The organism is Stenotrophomonas sp. STEN033, from assembly GCF_056856655.1.
In genome coordinates, this window is record NZ_JBXFWM010000005.1 from 57682 (window position 1) to 74867 (window position 17186).

A 17186-nucleotide genomic window follows, 5' to 3' on the forward strand; every position below is an offset into this window, starting at 1 on the left:
GGGAATGGCGAAAGCCCAAGCCCAAGCCCAAGCCCAAGCCCAAGCCCAAGCCAAAGCCAAAGCCAAAGCCAAAGCCAAAGCCAAAGCCAAAGCCAAAGCCAAAGCCAAAGCCAAAGCCAAAGCCAAAGCACTCCTGCTTGCTGTTTGATGCCTTGCTTCTGCTCCCTCCCTTTCGCCGCAGGCGAAGGGGAGGGTTGGGGAGGGGTGCCTTTATTCTTCTAGCTTTTAGCCCTCAGCTCTCAGCCAACTTTCCGAGCCAACCAGCTCTCCAACCCCCGCCCAATCCGCGCCACCGCCTCCTGCAAGCGCCCGACATCCTGCGTATAGGCAATTCGCACATGCTGGTTGGCCCGGTAGTTGCCAAAATCCAGGCCAGGCGTAAACGCCACATGCTCTGTCTCCAGGAAGTGTGCACAGAACGCCTGCGCATCATCGGTAAACGCGCTCACGTCGCAGTACAGGTAGAACGCACCTTGCGGCTCCACATCAATCCGGAACCCAAGCCCCCGCAACGCCGGCAACAGATAATCCCGCCGCTGCCGGAACTGCTCGCGGCGCTGCTCGAAAACTGCAATCGTCTCCGGCTCGAAACACGCCAGCGCCGCATGCTGCGCCATCGACGGCGCGCTGATGTACAGGTTCTGCGCAAGCTTCTCCAGCTCGGGCACCGCGCGCGGCGGCGCCACCAGCCAGCCCAGGCGCCAGCCGGTCATGCCGAAATACTTGGAGAAGCTGTTCAGCACGAACGCCTCGTCATCCACTTCCAGCACGCTGGGCGCATCAAAGCCGTAGGTCAGCCCGTGGTAGATCTCATCCACCACCAGATGCCCGCCACGCTCCTTCAGTGCGGAAGACAAGCCGGCCAACTGCCCAGCATCCAGGGTGGTGCCAGTCGGGTTGGCTGGCGAAGCTACCAGCGCTCCAACACTGCCAGCATTCCAATTGGCCGCAATCGATTCAGGGGTCAGTTGATAGCCACTTTCAGGCCCCACCGGCACCAGCTGCGCCGCACCTTCCACCAGCCGCAGGAAATGCCGGTTGCAGGGATAGCCGGGATCGGCCAGCAACCAGTGTTTGTCCGGGTCCACCAGCAGGCTGGAGGCCAGCAGCAGCGCGCCCGAGCCGCCCGGGGTGACCAGGATCCGCTCCGGGTCGATGTCCAGGCCGTAGCGCTGGCCGTAGAAGCCCGAGATGGCCTGGCGCAAGGCGGGCAGGCCGCGCGCCGCGGTGTAGCGCGTATGGCCGGCCGCAAGTGCGGCCTGGCCGGCGCGGACGATGGGCTCGGCGGTAGTGAAATCGGGCTCGCCGATCTCCAGGTGGATCACGTCGTGGCCTTGCTGCTCCAGCGCGTTGGCGCGGGCCAGCAGCGACATGACGTGGAAGGGCGCGATCTCCTGACTGCGGCGGCTGTATGGGGCGTGCGGGGTGTGGGGCGTGTTCATCGCTGCATGATAGGCGCCGTTGATGGCAGCGGGGCAAGCGCCGGGCATGGCACACTGTGGCCTGCTGCACTGGATGCACCACCGCTGTTCCGGAGCGAACCCGATGAAACCTCTTCTTTGCCTGTTGGTTGCAAGCCTGATGATCAATACCGCCGCCGCGTCCCAGCCCACCCCGCCCGATGTCGAGAAGCGCCCGCATACGGTGACTGCCCCGTTTGGTGCGCAACGCGAGGATGTGTACTACTGGCTGCGCGACGATGAGCGCAAGGAGCCGGCGATGCTGGCTTACCTCAACGCCGAGAACGCCTATACCGACGCCCTGATGGCGCCGCTCAAGCCGCTGGAGGACAAGCTGTACGCAGAGATCGTCGGCCGCATCAAGCAGGACGATGCCAGCGTGCCGTACCGCGAGCGCGGCTACTGGTACTACACCCGCTACGAGACCGGCAAGGATTACCCCATCCACGCCCGCCGCAAGGGTGACATGCAGGCCCCGGAAGAGGTGCTGCTGGATCTCAATACGCTGGCCGAAGGCAAGGGCTATTACGCCGTCAGCGACATGGACATCAGCCGCGACAACACCTTGCTGGCCTATGCCGAAGATGGCGTCGGCCGCCGCCAGTACACCATCCGCTTCAAGGACCTGAGCACCGGCAAGCTGCTGGGTGACGTGATCGAAGGCGTTTCGGCCAATGTGATCTGGGCCGATGACAACCGCACCCTGTTCTACGTCGAGAATGATCCCGAAACCCTGCTCACCGTGCGCGTCAAGAAGCACGTGCTCGGCACCCCGACCAGTGCCGACGTGCTGGTCTACGAGGAGAAGGACGACAGCTTCTACATGGGCATCGGCCGCACCCGAGACGACCGCTTCATCACCATCGGCGTGGACAGCACCGTGTCCTCCGAGCTGCGTTACACCTCGGCCGCCAACCCGGGTGAGTTCACCGTGCTGGCCAAGCGCGAGCGCGACGTGGAATACGACGCTGACCATTACAACGGCCAGTGGGTGATCCGCACCAATGCCGATGGCGCCACCAATTTCAAGCTGGTCACCGCGCCGGAAGGTGCCACTGACCGCAAGCAGTGGAAGGATTGGGTCAAACACGATCCGCAGGTGCTGATCGAAGGCTTCGAGCTGTTCGACGGCTACACCGCCATCGCCGAGCGCGCCGAAGCGCTGGAGCGCGTGCGCCTGCTGTTCGCCGATGGCCGCAGCGAGTTCGTCAAGGCTGATGAACCGGCCTACTCGATGGGCCTGTCGGTCAACGCCGAGCCGGAAACCGAGTGGCTGCGCTACACCTATACCTCGCTGACCACCCCGGCCACCACCTACGAACTCAACGTCAAGACCGGCGAGCGCCGTCTGCTCAAGCAGCAGCCGGTGATCGGCTATGACCCGAGCAAGTATGAAACCGAACGCGTCTGGGTGACCGCCCGCGATGGCGCGCGCATTCCGGTGTCACTGGTCTACAAGAAGGGCTTCAAGAAGGACGGCACCGCCGCCCTGTACCAGTACGCCTATGGCAGCTACGGCATGTCGATGGACCCAGGCTTCAACCAGAGCGTGGTCAGCCTGCTCGATCGCGGCGTGGTCTATGCCATCGCGCATATCCGCGGCGGCGAGGAAATGGGCCGCAGCTGGTACGAGAACGGCAAGCTGCTGCACAAGCAGAACACCTTCAACGACTTTGTCGACGTGACCCGCGCGCTGGTCGCACAGGGCTATGCCGCCAAGGACCGCGTCGCGGCCTCGGGCGGCAGCGCCGGTGGCCTGCTGATGGGCGCGGTGGCCAACCAGGCCCCGGGCGACTACCGGGTGATGGTTGCGCAGGTGCCGTTCGTCGACGTGGTCACCACCATGCTCGACGCCAGCATCCCGCTGACCACCAACGAGTACGACGAGTGGGGCAACCCGGAGCAGAAGAAGTACTACGACTACATGCTCAAGTACTCGCCGTACGACAACGTCACCGCCCAGGCCTATCCGTCGCTGTTCGTCGGCACCGGCCTGTGGGATTCGCAGGTGCAGTACTGGGAGCCGGCCAAGTGGGTGGCCAAGCTGCGTGACGTCAACACCGGCAGCCAGCCCATCGTGTTCCGCACCAACATGGAGGCCGGCCACGGAGGCAAGTCCGGTCGCTTCCAGCGTTACAAGGAACAGGCCGAGTCCTTCGCCTTCGTGCTGTGGCAGCTGGGCCTGGCCGATTGATGCAGCCGGGTCGTAGCGATGCCTGATACACCACCGCCACGCGATCCTCCCGATCCACGCACGCGCCCACCGCGCCTGCGCTGGGCGTGGTGGCTGCTGGCCTATGTAAGCCTGGGCGTGGGCATCGTCGGCATCTTCGTGCCGGGGCTGCCCACCACCGTCTTCGTGCTGATTTCGGCGTGGGCGGCCTCGCATGGCTCCGAGCGGCTGCACCGCTGGCTGCTGGATCACCCGCGCTTCGGCCCGGCCATCCGCGACTGGCAGGCGCACGGCGCGGTCAGCCGCAAGGGCAAGTGGATGGCCAGCCTGACCATGCTGGCCTGTGCGCTGATCACCCTGTGGTGCGTGCCGCTGGCCTGGGTGAAATGGACCTCCATCAGCATCATGGCCTGTGTCTGCCTGTGGCTGTGGCTGCGCCCCTTGCCCCCCGGCGAACGCTGAACGGAACGCGCCTGCCATTCGGACTTCATGGTCCAGTGGCTATACTCCGGGGATGAACACGACGTCCCGTTTCCTGATTCTCATCCCGGCGGCCCTCCTGCTGCTGGGTCTCAGTGCCTGCGGCAACAAAGGCCCCTTGGTGATGCCGCAGAAGCCGGTGCCGATCGAGGAACAGGAAGTCATCCCGGCCGAGCAGCCCGCTGCCGATCCGGCCACCGACAAGGTTGACCCGGCTGCCGACAAGAAGGCAGATCAGGCGCTGGACGATGCAACCGGTGGTGATGGCGTCAATGAGTAAGTCGGCAACAGGGCGCCTGCAGTTCAGCAAGATGCATGGTGCCGGCAATGATTTCGTGGTGTTGGACCTGCGTGATGGCAGTGCGCCGCCGGATGCAGCGCAGGCAGCGCTGCTGGCCGACCGCCATCGTGGCGTCGGCTGCGACCAGATCCTGACCATCGAGGCCCCGCGCAGCGAAGGCGCGGTAGCGTCCTACCGCATCTGGAACTCCGACGGCTCCACCTCGCAGCAATGCGGCAACGGCGCGCGCTGCGTGGCCGCCTGGCTGGTACGCGACGGCGCGGCGCAGGGCGACGATTTCATCATCGACAGTCCCACCCGCACCCATGCCGTGCAGCGCTTGGCCAATGGCGAATACGCCGTGGCCATGGGCAAGCCCGAATTCGAGCCGGCACAGATTCCGCTGCTCGGCTTCCCGCGTGCGCGCGAGGAGTACATGACCTCGCTGCAGGGCGAGAACGTGCGCTTTGGCGCCGTATCGATGGGCAACCCGCACGCCGTGCTGGAAGTCGGCTCGGTCGACGCCGCACCGGTCGAACGGGTAGGGCCCTTGCTGCAGCAGAACCCCTCGTTCCCGGAGTCGGTGAATGTCGGCTTCGCCCAGGTAATGGACGCCGGCCACGCCCGCCTGCGCGTCTACGAGCGCGGCGTCGGCGAGACCCTGGCCTGCGGCAGCGGTGCCTGCGCGGCGGCGGTAGTGCTGATGCAGCGCGGCCGCCTGCAGCGCGATGCGCTGATCTCCTTGCCCGGTGGCGACCTGCGTATCCAATGGCCGGCAGACGATGCCGAGATCGTGATGTCCGGCCCGGCAGCATTCGTATTCGACGGAGAGTGGATGGGATGAACGACACAGTCGAGAAAATCGGTGCCCATGAAGTCGCAGCCTGGCTGCGGCGTCATCCGACCTTCCTCAAGCAGTTCCCCGATCTTGCACTGACCATGGTGGTGCCGCGCGATGACGGCCCCACTGCATCGCTCGCCAGCTACCAGCTGGAAGTGCTGCGCGACAAGAACCGCGAGCTGTCGCGGCGCTTGGCCGACCTCGGCGCCAACGCGCAGATCAACGAGCGCCTGGCCGTGCGTACCCACCAGCTGACCCTGGCGCTGATGCGCCAGACCAGCGCCGCCGACACCCTGCGCGCGATGGCCGCCTCGCTGGAAGAAGATTTCGCCGGCGACCTGGTGCGCATCGTCTCCTTCGACGACGTGCCGGAACTGGCCGAAGCACCGTGGCTGCAGGTCATCGCGAAGGACGACGCCAGGCTGGCGCCGTTCCACGACTGCCTGCAGGACGGCGAACCCATCTGCGGCCGCCTGCAGCAGGAAAAGAACGTCGTGCTGTATGGCGAGCGCGTAAACGAAGTGTCTTCCACCGCATTGTTGCCGCTGCCGGGCGTCGGCCTGATTGCGATAGGCAGCTACGACCCCAACCGCTTCTATCCCGGCATGGGCACGCTGTTCCTGCGCATGATGGGCGAATCGCTGGTGACGGGCCTGCAGCGCTTCCGCAGCGCCTGAGTGGAGTGATGCGGCGATGAGCGCCGTCCAGGCATTCCTGTCCTATCTGCAGGTCGAGCGCCGAATGTCGGCGCACACGCTGGACGCCTACCAGCGCGACCTCGCCGCGCTCACGCAATGGTGCGAAGCGCACGACGTCGCTGATCCGCAAACCCTGCAAGGTGACCAACTGCGCGAGTTCGTCGCCAGCGAGCACCGCCGCGGCCTGTCGGCAAAAAGCCTGCAGCGCCGCCTATCGGCCTGCCGCAGCTTCTACGCCTGGCTGCTGAAGAACAATGTCATCGACAACAGCCCAGCCGCCGGCCTGCGCGCGCCCAAGGCACCGCGCAAACTGCCGCAGGTGCTGGACGCCGACGAAGCCGTGCAACTGGTCGAACTGCCCACCGACGCACCACTAGGCCTGCGCGATCGCGCGCTGTTGGAACTGTTCTATTCCTCAGGCCTGCGCCTGAGCGAACTCTGCGCCATGCGCTGGCGCGACCTCGATACCGCCCCCGGCATCGTGCTGGTGCACGGCAAAGGCAACCGCGAACGCACCGTGCCAGTCGGCTCGCATGCAATGAATGCTTTGCAGGAGTGGCGCAAGGAAAGCGGCGGCACCGGCGAGAAACCGGTATTTCCGGGTCGCAGCGGCGGACCCATCAGCCAACGCGCGGTGCAGATCCGCATCAAGCAACTGGCGCAACGCCAGGGGCTGTTCAAGAACGTGCACCCGCATATGCTGCGGCACAGTTTCGCCAGCCATATTCTGGAATCCTCAGGCGATTTGCGTGGCGTGCAGGAGCTGTTGGGGCATGCGGATATTGCGACAACGCAGATATATACGCATCTGGATTTCCAGCATCTGGCCAAGGTTTATGATGCTGCGCATCCTAGGGCGAAGCGTAAGAGTTGAGTTTGGTGGTTTGGGTGGCGATTTGCGACCTAAAGCGGTCCGTAGGCGTCTACGAATCTCAACCGGGACAGTAGTCGACTGGACCGTGTCCACGCTATCCTGCTACCCGGGGCTTCTAGCGGGGATGTTCATTAGGGTGGAAGAAGAACCCACCTTCATAGTTTGTGTTCCCCTGGATGCTGGATCAGTGCTGCTGTCAAACCGCGGCGATAAACTGGGGGCGTGAGTTTCATGGATGCAGAACTGAACGATGTATTTGATGGTAGCCTTCCTATTCCGGAGGTTCTACGTCGTCTGCAACATCGCCTACTCGATCTGACAGCCCGCAATCGCCTGCTCAACTTCAAGATCACGGCCGGCAAGACCTTGCCGCTGGTTCCTGGTCAATTGGATGCAACCTTTCGCCAACTAGTGGGGCAACCCTCCGCATCCATTCAAATAGTGCCGGTACCCGACCCGAGCCGGGACGAATGGGTGGTCAAACACGAGCGGATGGTCAAGCCCGAGGCAAAAGAACACGCCGTTCGCTTGGGATTGAACATCCAACTGGAAGAACTTCCGGAAGATTGGGATGCGGCGGGTATTGCGCGTGTCCAATATTACAACGAAGACCTCGCCAAACATTTCCGCAAGATCGATCGTGAAGCTAGGCTGGCGTTGGAGGAAACTGGCGCAAACATGTTGTTTCTGGTGCTAGGTTGTTTGGATTTCACGGAAAATCCTAGTTCTGACAAGGTGCTGTCCGCACCACTAGTCTGCGTGCCCGTCGAACTCGGTTCCGTTCAAACTGCGAACACCATCGTCTTCAAATTCAATTACACGGGCGAAGAAATTCAGGAGAACCTATCTCTTCGGGAAAAACTCAAAAGGGATCATACGTTCACGTTGCCTGATTTTCCGGACGAGGAAGATGGCGTAGAGACGTACTATCGAGAAATCGAACAGCTCATAAGGAACCGCCCGGGCTGGAAGGTGCGGCGGAGCATGACATTGGCGCTGTTGTCGTTTGGAAACATGCTCTTGATCCGTGACCTTGATCCCGACAATTGGTCGAATGAGAACGGTGATTCCATGTTGTTGAATCACCCGGTCATCAAGCGCATCTTCCGGGGTGGGGACGATAGTTCCGACGTGGGGTATGCGGCCGAGTACGATTTGGATCGCCATCCGAGCGCGGATCTTCCGCTGATCTATGACGCGGACAGTTCGCAGCACAGTGCGATTGTTGATGTGATGGAAGGAAAGTCCCTTGTGATTGAAGGGCCTCCCGGAACGGGTAAGTCCCAAACGATTACCAACATCATCGCGGCCTGCCTCCATGCGGGGAAATCGGTGCTGTTCATCGCGGAAAAATTGACCGCATTACAGGTGGTTCAACGCCGCCTTCAAGCCGCAGGGCTTGATCCATTCTTGCTGGAACTTCACTCTAATAAGACGAACAAGCGCCAAGTATTAGAGTCGCTTGATTCCAGAATAGACATGCGCACGTCCATCCCGCCGGGATTGGATGCGCTCATTGCCGGGCTGACCGAGCGCAAGCAGAAACTGGATGAACACGCCAAGTTGCTGAACACAAAAACTGGCAACCAGTTGGGGTTAACCGTTCACCAAATTTTTTGGCGCGCCGAACGACACCGAGTCAAGTTGGGCGAACACACCGAAACACTGGCGGGCATGGTTGTTCCTTCCGCGCCCCAAGTCGGGGTGGCGGCGCTCGAAGCAAGTTTGAATCGCGTCACCTCCTTGTCGCAAACGTATAAGGACATTGGACGATACGACAAAAGTAGCCCATTCTGGGGCTTCTACCCGGACAGTCTTGCGCCGGGGGACGACTTGGCGGTTGAGCGGATTTTGAGGAGTGCCTTGGATTCTGCCATCCAGGCCAGGAAAATCAGTCTGGAGTTGGTGGATGCTCATGGCCTGCGCGTTCACAGTGAAGCCGGCGAAGCTAGCACGGACAAGATCGCCGCAGTCCTGGAAGAACTGGATGGTCTTCTCCTGATCGATGCGGCTATCGATATTCTTCCGGCTATCTTCGGAAAGAACCGCGCAAGCCAGGAGAACGCACTTCAAGTCCTCAACCGACACAACGGGATTCTTCAGTCGATCTTTGAGTTGGAAGCGGTCACCACCGGCAAGGTGGATTACGACAAGGCCCAGCAGACCAATCATTCCGACGTTTCATTGCGGTTCGTTCAGCAGAACGGAGTAGCCGGCTTTCGTGTTGGCGAACTGGATAGCGCCATCCTGCAATTGGACGAATTGCTGAAAGCGGCGGTGCCAGCGCGTAGAACCCTTAACGCTATTTTGGAAGGGGCGGGTCTTGCGCAGGATTCGACGGAGGGCGATGACAAACTCAAAGCTATCATGGGGGTGTGTGCCGCCGCCCCGCTGGATCATTTGGACATGCGTTCTGCGGAACTGTCCAAGCCCCACGCGATGGAGGTACTGAATAAAGGCAATGTGGATCGCGTCCGCCTTCAATCCACGGAAGTCAACTTGGCAAGCCGGCTCTACCTGGATCAGGCTCCCAGTGACGCGGACTTGCGATCGTGGATTTTGGTTCTGCGAGAGGGGGATGCGTGGTATCGCGTTTTCCAGAAGCCATGGCGCACCGCAGTCAAGGCCCATCGGTCTTTGCTGCGAGCCAAGACCAAGATGCCAGCGTCGCAGCGATTGGCGGAACTGGAGGAGCTGTCCGAACTTCGCAAAGGGTGGGCGGCCTGGACGAACTCGCCGTTGCTGACACGCGTCGCCGGGGTTTCCCCGATGTCAGTGGATTTCCCCCTGTTGGACGCGGCCAAGGTCGCTACGTGGTTGAAGGAGGCCTACGCCCGTTTGGAGCTGGCAAATGTGGCCGGAACGACATTTGATCCGCTGTCCATTGAGCGAACAGAGGTGCTGGGGCATTTGTCCAGAATGCCGGATGCCACCATGGCTTTGAATGCCCTTCATGAGTTGGATGTGTGGATCACGCAGTCGTGCCCCCAACTGACGGAGTGGGGTGGTTCACACAATTGGAACCTACGGCTGACCACCGCGGCGAACTTGCTGACCCATCTGCGCCAAGTCGCCAACGATTTCGCGGGCGCGGTTTATGCCGATGCGACCTTGGAGCAGGGCTACTCCTTGGTTCGGCAGACGAAGGAGTTGTTTGCCAAGTCCCACGCGATTTCGGGTTCGGCGGAGTTGCGGGAAGTGTTGGGTGACCGGGCAGGCCGGTTCCGAGAAGGCTTGCCGGCCATCATGGCCGCCGTCCGGTTTGGCCAGGCCGTGTGGGACTCCTCATTGCCTATCCAGGCCAAGCGGCCGCTATGGACGATCTCGGCGCAATCTGCGCTCGATGACATGCGACAGAACATTGCCTCATTCGATGACCGTTATGGTCAGTTGAAGGAGGCGCTGCTTCAACTGGAGCAGCATGGCGAACTGCACATCGAGTACTGGATGCGAGGTTCGGACGAGTCCACCAGTACAGAAAATGCGTGTAGGCGCTTGCAAGCAGCGCTCGATCAAATCGACGAACTCATTCCGTGGTCGTTGTATGTCCACCATCGCGCCGATTGTGTCGCCGCAGGTTTGGACGCTTTCGTGTTGGCAATGGAAGGCAATGAGCTGCCGCCGAGTCTGCTGGCCGATGCCTTTTCGTACCGCTTTTATGCGTCTATCGCCGAATCCTTGTTTCGTCGGATCCCGGCCTTACAGAATTTCAGTGGCCCCATTCACACCAACACGCGCCAGGAGTTTTCAGATATAGATCGCGATCTGGTTTCGCTGCGCGGAAAGCAAATTAGCCATCAGAGTAGGCGCATGGCGCGGACAGAGCCGGGGCGCAACGGAACCCGGGTGGCCGACAAGACCGAAATGAATTTAATCCAGCATCTGTTGCCGCAGTCTCGGCCACGCATCGCGCTGCGGGACATGCTGAACAGGTCGGGAAAGTCCATTCGGCAGTTGAAGCCTTGTTTCATGATGGGGCCGCAAGCCGTGGCGCAGTACTTGATGGCATCCCCTGAAATGTTCGATGTGGTCATCATGGACGAGGCGTCCCAGATGCGGCCGGAACAAGCCATTGGTGCCATCGTGCGAGGGAAACAATTGGTGGTGGTTGGCGACCCCAAACAGTTGCCCCCGACTTCCTTCTTCTCCCGGATGTCGACCGATGGCGACTCCCAGGAGACCTCGGTGGCGGAAGAGGCCGAGTCCATCCTAGACTTGGCAAGCAGCCACTTTCGGCCCATCCGTTCGCTGCGGTGGCATTATCGCTCCCGTCACGAGAGCCTGATTGCGTTCTCGAACAAGCACTTCTATGACGGAAAGTTGATTGTCTTCCCCTCGCCATTTCCGCGTTCACGCGGGCTCGGTGTTCGGGCGCACTACGTCAAGGCTGCTGTGTACGAAAGCCAAACCAACCTAAGAGAAGCCGCCGCGGTCGTGGACGCGGTGGTAGATCACATTCTCCATACCCCAGATTTGTCGATTGGTATCGTCGCCCTGAACATTCGCCAGCGTGACTTGATCGCGGAGTTGATGGAAGAGCGATTGAGGTCAACGCCAGGGGCGGAGGACTACCGCAACAAGTGGAATGGCGAGGGGCAGGACATCTTCGTCAAAAACCTTGAGAACGTGCAAGGCGATGAGCGCGACACTATCATCATTTCTACAACTTATGGGCCGCCACCAGATTCAACCCGAGTCCACCAGAATTTTGGCCCGATTAGCCAGAATGGTGGTTGGCGACGACTGAATGTGCTGTTCACTCGCGCAAGAGCCTCGGTTCTCCTTGTGACGTCCATGAAACACACCGACATCGTGGTGGGCCCAGGTACCCCGCGGGGCACAAGCGCATTGCGCGACTACCTTCTGTACGCAGAAACAGGCAGGATCAATCACGATCCGGGAGAGGCCACGGGTGGACAGCCTGAGTCCGAGTTTGAGGTGGCCGTTATTAAAGCCTTGCGTGACCTGGGTTATGACTGTGTGCCGCAAGTGGGGGTTGCTAATTTCCGCATCGACATCGGCGTGCGTCATCCTCAATACCCACACCTGTTCTTGGCCGCCATCGAATGCGATGGCGCTACCTACCATTCGGGCATAACCGTGCGCGACCGCGACCGAATCCGACAGGAAATTCTGGAAAGTATGGGATGGCGAGGGAAGATTTGGCGCATTTGGTCAACCGAATGGTTCCGCAATCCTCGTCGGGAACTTTCACGCCTCACCAATTTTCTCGAAGAACTAAAGAAGCAGGAAATTGCTCCCTCACAGGCGCTACCCATCGAGGCGCAGGTGTTGAATGCGGAAGAGGATTTGCCAGAGCCAACCCAAGCAGAACTTAGACAGGCCAGCGCAACGTTGGCGCAACTCGTCACGGAGTCTTCTCATGTCGAAGTGCGTGTGGGCGATCGCGTGGTTTACCGCAATCTTTCCGACCTCTTGCATGACAGGGAAATCAATGTGTTGATATCTAAAGATCGCTTTGATCCCAACAACGGAATTGTGTCCGAGGCCAGCCCTTTGGGGCAGGCGTTGATTGGCGCGGCTGAAGGGGAGGAGGTGCCCTTCTCCACACCGGCGAAACCCGATCAGGTACTTGTTGTGGTTCGCATTGAGCAAATGAGCGGCCAATAGCAATGTTTCGGTAATCTCCTGCCAGTTGAGTTACTCAGCAAGTGGATTTGCTCATTTTCGGACCTTTGCAGTGCAAGTCTCTGCACCTGCGCCGACCACGCTTTCGTAGTAGCGGAGGTCGGCTCATGGCCTCAGGGTGCCATACGACCTAAAGCGGACATCTGCACTTCTAGCGGAGCAATCTAGCGGTGATCGCTGCGCCCTCCGTTAGGTCTGGTGATACGCTGGCTTGTTGGCCGGATCCAGTCGCCCTAAGATCAAGCTGCATCAGGGGGATAACCTGCTATACGATGCGCTGCGGATAAGTCTTATAGCCGGATCCGTGGTTCCGGCTACTAGCTAGTTAAGTGGTAAATAGGAGTCCACGTTGGTCAACCAAGAAGCTACGTCAAAGTGCTGGGCACGTTCGCTGGGCGGCTGCGATGGAATGTCCGGCGAACATGTATTTAGCAATGCGATCTTCAAGGCTGGCTGCACCTGCCCTGTCATAATTGAGGGTGTTCATCGCATTAGAGAGGGAGCGCCTACTCGCGGCGCAGAGAAGGCCAACATTCTGTGCAGGCATCACAACTCTCTACTAAGCCCCTTGGATGAAACAATTGGCCAGATTGCTCGGTTCCAAGCTCAAGCCAATGACAAGAGCTTTCAGGGCTCAGTAATCATCGAGGGCGAGTTACTTGAAAGGTGGCTGCTAAAAACCGTGATAAACACGGCTGTCGCGGGCTGGGCCGCGCCCGTCAAATGGCAACCCTCACCAAGCATTGTCCGGGTCATCTTTGGGCTTGAGGAAGCACCAAATAGGGTTGGCCTCTATAGTGTTGACGGCATTGACCCTGCTCGCCACCCGTCCGGCGGGACATCTTTTACACCTATATTCATGGGTACACCTCAAGGCAAAATTCTCGTCGGAGCTTACGTATCGGTTCACGGGATGCCTCTTCTTGCCGCGTTCCATACAGAACTGCCTCAGATGCTTGAGGCTGGCCAAATCCCCAGCATGGTCAAGCACTTTTCGCGCGATGGCCTCAAACATCTTTATCACCCCGGCGCCATCGTTATGTCACGCAAGGAGGGCACGCCAGTGTTCATTGGCTTCAGCTGGGGGGGGCTTCTGCGCTATGCAGATGGCACCACAGCTCCCTTCTGCAAGTGAATCGACCGCGCACGAGCCAATACGGCGCCTTCAGTCGATAGCTGGAGGTGACGCCGTGCTGGTCGTTGGCGCATAGAGGCCGTCATAGCCGGGTATCGATCCAGCTGCCGGCAGGTAGCCCCGCCTGTCGCCAACGTGCCGATTGTCCGGGATTGAGGTGACACCGCATTCCGGCACACAGACCCAGGCGGTGCCGGCCGGCCCGCGCACATAGAGGCTGTGTGGGTCCAGGTCGGACAGCAGGTATCCGGCTGGCTCATGGTCGGGGGCCGACTGTCTGCCTTTCTCGCGACTGGCATGGACGTTCCCCAGCAGCGCAATCACTGCTGGTACGGCGTTGTGTGCTGCCCTGATGCGCGTGGCCATGCCGGCGTCCCTCGATCCCGGCATGCCATTGTCGACGGCCAGCACGCTGATTCGTGCGCCTTCCACACGTAGTGATCGCAGCCGGTGCAGCAGCTTCAGCATGGCCGCGCTGGATCGCCCATCTTGGGGCTGGCGTGTCCAGAATCGGCTGGCTAGAAGTGCTGCCTGATCTGCATCTGAGCCTTTGCTTGCCAGGAAGTTGTCGAGGCTTGTCTGCTCATCGATTGGAATCTCCAGCGCGACTGCCACTGGATTTCCAGACGTTGTGCTGGCGCAGGCCAGGTCACCAATCAGTGCTGGTGCCTCGTCGGTGCCATGGACTTCGCCTACCAGCAGCAGGCTCGCAGAGGGCATGTTCAGAGGCCAGCTGCAGTTGGTGTTCTCATCGACTGACGCTGCTTCACTCGCGAATACGCTTGACGCCAGCAGCAGAAGTGGAAGGAGTGACTTCATGTCGAGATCCTTTGTCGAAATGCATCCGTGGCACGCCGTCACTGTACACGGTTGCGGCCGACTGCCGCCGCTGTGGAACAGGCGTGGGACGTATGATGCAGGACTTGGCTTTCCTTCGTTTGATCGCTCGGTATCCCCATGACCAGACGCCTCATGAAAAGAATCGATGTGCCCGGCTGGGCACGTCCGTTTGCAATGGATGTCGATGCGGAGTTTGGCGCGCGGTTCCATCAGGCCGCCGAGTCTCAGATGGCCGAGATCCATGCCGCTGCCCATGTGCTGGTCCAGCGCTACGTTGATGAGGTGGCGGATGACTTGCTGTTCCCCGACAAGGGAAGAATGACCGGTGATTACTTCGTTTCCGAGCTGCGTTATGACGTTCTGAGAACTGATTCTTTCCAGAAGGAGGAAGCGCACCGGCTAAGCCTGTTTGTGCGCTGCCTGGAACATCCCTCCGCGCAGCAGCAAATAGATCTCGATTACCTCGGGCTTGAGGTGCACTTCCTCTGGAATGAAGAAAGCGCAAGCTTCGAAGCTACCGGCGATATCGATTCAAGCTCGATCTGAGCAGGCCGGTGCCAAGTGACCATCGGATTTGAACTGCTACTTTGAAAACAACGTCACCAGCGAGAATCGCGCTTCAAGGTGGGATCAGGTGATTGCAGCTCCCGTGCCCCGGCATTTCGGGAAATTGCTGCAGCCAAGGAAGCGCTGCCCCGTGCTTCTATTGACCCGCTGCACCAATGCACCTCCGCAACGAGGGCATGGCGCGGCATCGGGCGCTGGGTGCACTGATGTCTGCAGCGTTGGTTCCGTGTGCTGATTGATTGGCACGGGTGCATCTTCCATTGTCTTCAACGATTTGATCATTGCCAGCAGTTGTTCGCCGCCGATCAGTTCGATGGGCTTCTCGCGCGCGAAGGCCTCCGCATCCGGAGTGAACGTGCCGATACAGACAATCTTGACGGCCTGCGCCTGATGGTGGGCAAGAAGTCCCGCCATCTCGCGCGCCACGCTTACGCCCACCTGTTGGCGCTTCCACTGTTTGCATTGAACCAGCGTGCGCCGGCCGTCCTTGCGCAGGATGAGGTCGATGCCGCCATCGGGGCCGCCCAGCCCGGTTTCTTCCACCGCATAGCCCTGGCGGCGGAATGCTTCGCCTACGAGTTGCTCGAACTGGCGCCAGCCGCCGGCCGCTAGGCTTTCGAGCGTGGTGCGCGTGTCCAGGAAGCGGCGGCGTTTGCGGGCATTGAGGTAGGAGGCCAGAGCGGCGATCCAGCAGATGGCGAGCAGCATCCATGCCAACGGCGCGAAGACAGGACTGGATTGTTGGGCAATGGCGTGCGCCAGCATGCCGCCTTGAAGGGACAGGAGCCACTGGATGCCGTAACGCACCAGGATGAAACCGATGATCCCTGCGAGGATGCCTACTGGCCACGGCATGGTTGCCAATGCACCGATAGGAGATTGTCTTGTTCTGTGTCCCATGCGAACCCCCTGTTCCAGACGGCAACTTAGCGCCTGGGTGGGGTGTTGTCAGCAGGTTGATCGATTTGTAGGAGTGCGGCGTAAGGCGCGAAGCGGGTTGTGTCGGGTGTTTGGCAGCTGGTTGCGCTGGTGTCTTTCCTGCTTCGCGGCTCACGCCGCTCCCACAAATGCGGCGGGGCTGTTATCGGACTGGCAGCGCTATTGGGCGCAGCGGGGCTGCGTCACCGCCGCGGATCTTCAGTGGGCCGCCGATGAAGGCGAACTCGTAGACCTTGTCGCGGGCCAGTTCGTCCAGCGCGATCAGCTCGATGATCGGTGCGCCTTGCTGGGCCAGCAGGTAGGTGTGCAGCGGGACGTAGTCGTCGGCCACTTCCGAGGGAAAGGTCTCGAAGCTGAGGTTGTCGGCGCCCACGATCATCGCGCCGCCGTCCTCGATCAGGAAGCGTGCGGCATCCAGGCCCATGCCCGGCGGGTTGGCCATGTAGGCCTTGGGCTGGTTGAACAGCTGCATGCGTCCGGTGCGGATCAGCACGATGTCGCCTTGCTGCAGGCTGACCTTCTGCCGGCGCAGTGCATCCTGCAGGTCCTGGCGGGTGACGCGGTAGCTGTCTGGCAGCATGTCCACGCCCTTGGCGCCGGCGACGTCGATCAGGATGCCGCGGGCGACCAGCGGTGGGAACTTCTCGATGCCGGTGACCTTCCAGCCGCGATCACCGAGGTGTTTGCTGGCCTCGAAGCCGTTCCAGATCTTGCCGTGGATGCCGAAGTGGTTGAGCGCGTCGATATGCGTGCCGGTGTGGCTGTACATCGAGAACGCGGTGCCGGTGTAGCTGCGGGTGATGTTCATCGTTTCGCCCACGCCCATCGGATCATCGATCACCGTGCCCTGCGGCGTGTGGGTCATCCAGAACTGGTAATGCGGATCGCCTGCGTCCTGCCAGCTCGGCATGCCGACGTAGTAGTCGGTGGCCAGGTCGTAGACCTTGCCGCCATTTACCCGCGACAGGATCGCCGTCCGTGATGCATCGGTGATCAGGTTGAGCCGGCCGATCTCGTCGTTCGGGCCCCAGGGGCTGACGCCGACCTGCTGGCCGGAGAGGAGTGGTACGGCTGTGGTCGACGGATGGGCCGCCGAGGGCGGTACGGTGGCGGCCAGCAGCAGGCCGAGTGCAGCGGTGAGGTAGCGAGTGTTCATCGGAAAAGCTCTGTGCAGGGAACGACGCGATGGCGTCGCAACAGGCACGCGGTGGCGTGCACGGGTCTCCGTTTTGCAGCAGGACCGCCGCGCG

14 protein-coding genes are annotated in these 17186 nt (G+C 60.8%); 10 read left to right on the forward strand and 4 right to left on the reverse strand.

Going from position 1 to position 17186, the window contains the following annotated elements; translation table 11 throughout:
- Positions 1-4 precede the first annotated feature (4 nt).
- Entirely contained in the window at positions 5-148 is a 144-nt protein-coding gene (locus AC1VXC_RS03205; protein WP_482995000.1) for a hypothetical protein, read from the forward strand.
- A gap of 91 nt (positions 149-239) precedes the next feature.
- Here AC1VXC_RS03205 and AC1VXC_RS03210 read toward each other — a convergent pair whose 3' ends face one another.
- A complete protein-coding gene (locus AC1VXC_RS03210; RefSeq protein ID WP_481538569.1) occupies positions 240-1442 on the reverse strand; it encodes a pyridoxal phosphate-dependent aminotransferase in 1203 nt (400 codons plus the stop codon).
- 103 nt (positions 1443-1545) lie between these two features.
- Between AC1VXC_RS03210 and AC1VXC_RS03215 the strand changes: the two genes are divergently transcribed.
- The 8 genes from AC1VXC_RS03215 to AC1VXC_RS03250 all read left to right on the forward strand — a co-directional run bounded on the left by AC1VXC_RS03215 (position 1546) and on the right by AC1VXC_RS03250 (position 13590).
- The gene (locus AC1VXC_RS03215; RefSeq protein WP_481538570.1) at positions 1546-3654 is read left to right on the forward strand and encodes a S9 family peptidase; all 2109 of its coding nucleotides are present in this window, start codon (positions 1546-1548) and stop codon (positions 3652-3654) included.
- Between the two features lie 18 nt (positions 3655-3672).
- Positions 3673-4095 (forward strand): YbaN family protein, encoded by a 423-nt coding sequence (locus AC1VXC_RS03220; protein ID WP_282269558.1) that lies wholly within the window; start codon positions 3673-3675, stop codon positions 4093-4095.
- 52 nt (positions 4096-4147) lie between these two features.
- Positions 4148-4393 carry an LPS translocon maturation chaperone LptM gene (lptM, locus tag AC1VXC_RS03225; protein ID WP_313495419.1) on the forward strand — a complete coding sequence of 82 codons (246 nt, stop codon included), beginning with the start codon at positions 4148-4150 and terminating at the stop codon, positions 4391-4393.
- Positions 4386-5237: a diaminopimelate epimerase gene (dapF, locus tag AC1VXC_RS03230; protein ID WP_313173286.1), complete on the forward strand. Its 852-nt coding sequence runs from the start codon at positions 4386-4388 to the stop codon at positions 5235-5237. Before lptM ends, dapF begins: the two co-directional genes overlap by 8 nt.
- Complete coding sequence (locus tag AC1VXC_RS03235) at positions 5234-5911, forward strand: DUF484 family protein (RefSeq protein WP_481538571.1); 678 nt, start codon at positions 5234-5236, stop codon at positions 5909-5911. The genes dapF and AC1VXC_RS03235 overlap by 4 nt, the downstream gene beginning before the upstream one ends.
- Positions 5912-5927: 16 nt before the next feature.
- The gene (gene xerC, locus AC1VXC_RS03240; RefSeq protein WP_481538572.1) at positions 5928-6806 is read left to right on the forward strand and encodes a tyrosine recombinase XerC; all 879 of its coding nucleotides are present in this window, start codon (positions 5928-5930) and stop codon (positions 6804-6806) included.
- A gap of 231 nt (positions 6807-7037) precedes the next feature.
- Entirely contained in the window at positions 7038-12437 is a 5400-nt protein-coding gene (locus AC1VXC_RS03245) for a DUF4011 domain-containing protein (RefSeq protein ID WP_481538573.1), read from the forward strand.
- Positions 12438-12804: 367 nt separating this feature from the next.
- On the forward strand, positions 12805-13590 hold the full coding sequence (locus tag AC1VXC_RS03250) for a hypothetical protein (RefSeq protein WP_481538574.1): 786 nt from the start codon (positions 12805-12807) through the stop codon (positions 13588-13590).
- Positions 13591-13620: 30 nt separating this feature from the next.
- On the opposite strand, the gene AC1VXC_RS03255 is transcribed toward AC1VXC_RS03250, so the two are convergent.
- On the reverse strand, positions 13621-14409 hold the full coding sequence (locus tag AC1VXC_RS03255; protein WP_481538575.1) for a hypothetical protein: 789 nt from the start codon (positions 14407-14409) through the stop codon (positions 13621-13623).
- Positions 14410-14547: 138 nt separating this feature from the next.
- Here AC1VXC_RS03255 and AC1VXC_RS03260 point away from each other — a divergent pair, with 138 nt between their 5' ends.
- On the forward strand, positions 14548-14976 hold the full coding sequence (locus tag AC1VXC_RS03260) for a hypothetical protein (RefSeq protein ID WP_481538576.1): 429 nt from the start codon (positions 14548-14550) through the stop codon (positions 14974-14976).
- A gap of 84 nt (positions 14977-15060) precedes the next feature.
- On the opposite strand, the gene AC1VXC_RS03265 is transcribed toward AC1VXC_RS03260, so the two are convergent.
- Both AC1VXC_RS03265 and AC1VXC_RS03270 read right to left on the reverse strand, forming a co-directional pair.
- Entirely contained in the window at positions 15061-15897 is an 837-nt protein-coding gene (locus AC1VXC_RS03265) for a restriction endonuclease (RefSeq protein WP_481538577.1), read from the reverse strand.
- Positions 15898-16078: 181 nt separating this feature from the next.
- Entirely contained in the window at positions 16079-17092 is a 1014-nt protein-coding gene (locus tag AC1VXC_RS03270) for a cyclase family protein (protein WP_481538578.1), read from the reverse strand.
- Positions 17093-17186: the final 94 nt, after the last annotated feature.

Coding starts and splice junctions, on each gene's coding strand:
- AC1VXC_RS03215 (WP_481538570.1), top strand. CDS start 1,546: ATGAAACCTCTTCTTTGCCTGTTGGTTGCAAGCCTGATGATCAATACC.
- lptM (WP_313495419.1), top strand. CDS start 4,148: ATGAACACGACGTCCCGTTTCCTGATTCTCATCCCGGCGGCCCTCCTG.
- AC1VXC_RS03260 (WP_481538576.1), top strand. CDS start 14,548: ATGACCAGACGCCTCATGAAAAGAATCGATGTGCCCGGCTGGGCACGT.
- AC1VXC_RS03245 (WP_481538573.1), top strand. CDS start 7,038: ATGGATGCAGAACTGAACGATGTATTTGATGGTAGCCTTCCTATTCCG.
- AC1VXC_RS03265 (WP_481538577.1), bottom strand. CDS start 15,897: ATGGGACACAGAACAAGACAATCTCCTATCGGTGCATTGGCAACCATG.
- dapF (WP_313173286.1), top strand. CDS start 4,386: ATGAGTAAGTCGGCAACAGGGCGCCTGCAGTTCAGCAAGATGCATGGT.
- AC1VXC_RS03255 (WP_481538575.1), bottom strand. CDS start 14,409: ATGAAGTCACTCCTTCCACTTCTGCTGCTGGCGTCAAGCGTATTCGCG.
- AC1VXC_RS03270 (WP_481538578.1), bottom strand. CDS start 17,092: ATGAACACTCGCTACCTCACCGCTGCACTCGGCCTGCTGCTGGCCGCC.
- AC1VXC_RS03235 (WP_481538571.1), top strand. CDS start 5,234: ATGAACGACACAGTCGAGAAAATCGGTGCCCATGAAGTCGCAGCCTGG.
- AC1VXC_RS03205 (WP_482995000.1), top strand. CDS start 5: ATGGCGAAAGCCCAAGCCCAAGCCCAAGCCCAAGCCCAAGCCCAAGCC.
- AC1VXC_RS03210 (WP_481538569.1), bottom strand. CDS start 1,442: ATGAACACGCCCCACACCCCGCACGCCCCATACAGCCGCCGCAGTCAG.
- xerC (WP_481538572.1), top strand. CDS start 5,928: ATGAGCGCCGTCCAGGCATTCCTGTCCTATCTGCAGGTCGAGCGCCGA.
- AC1VXC_RS03220 (WP_282269558.1), top strand. CDS start 3,673: ATGCCTGATACACCACCGCCACGCGATCCTCCCGATCCACGCACGCGC.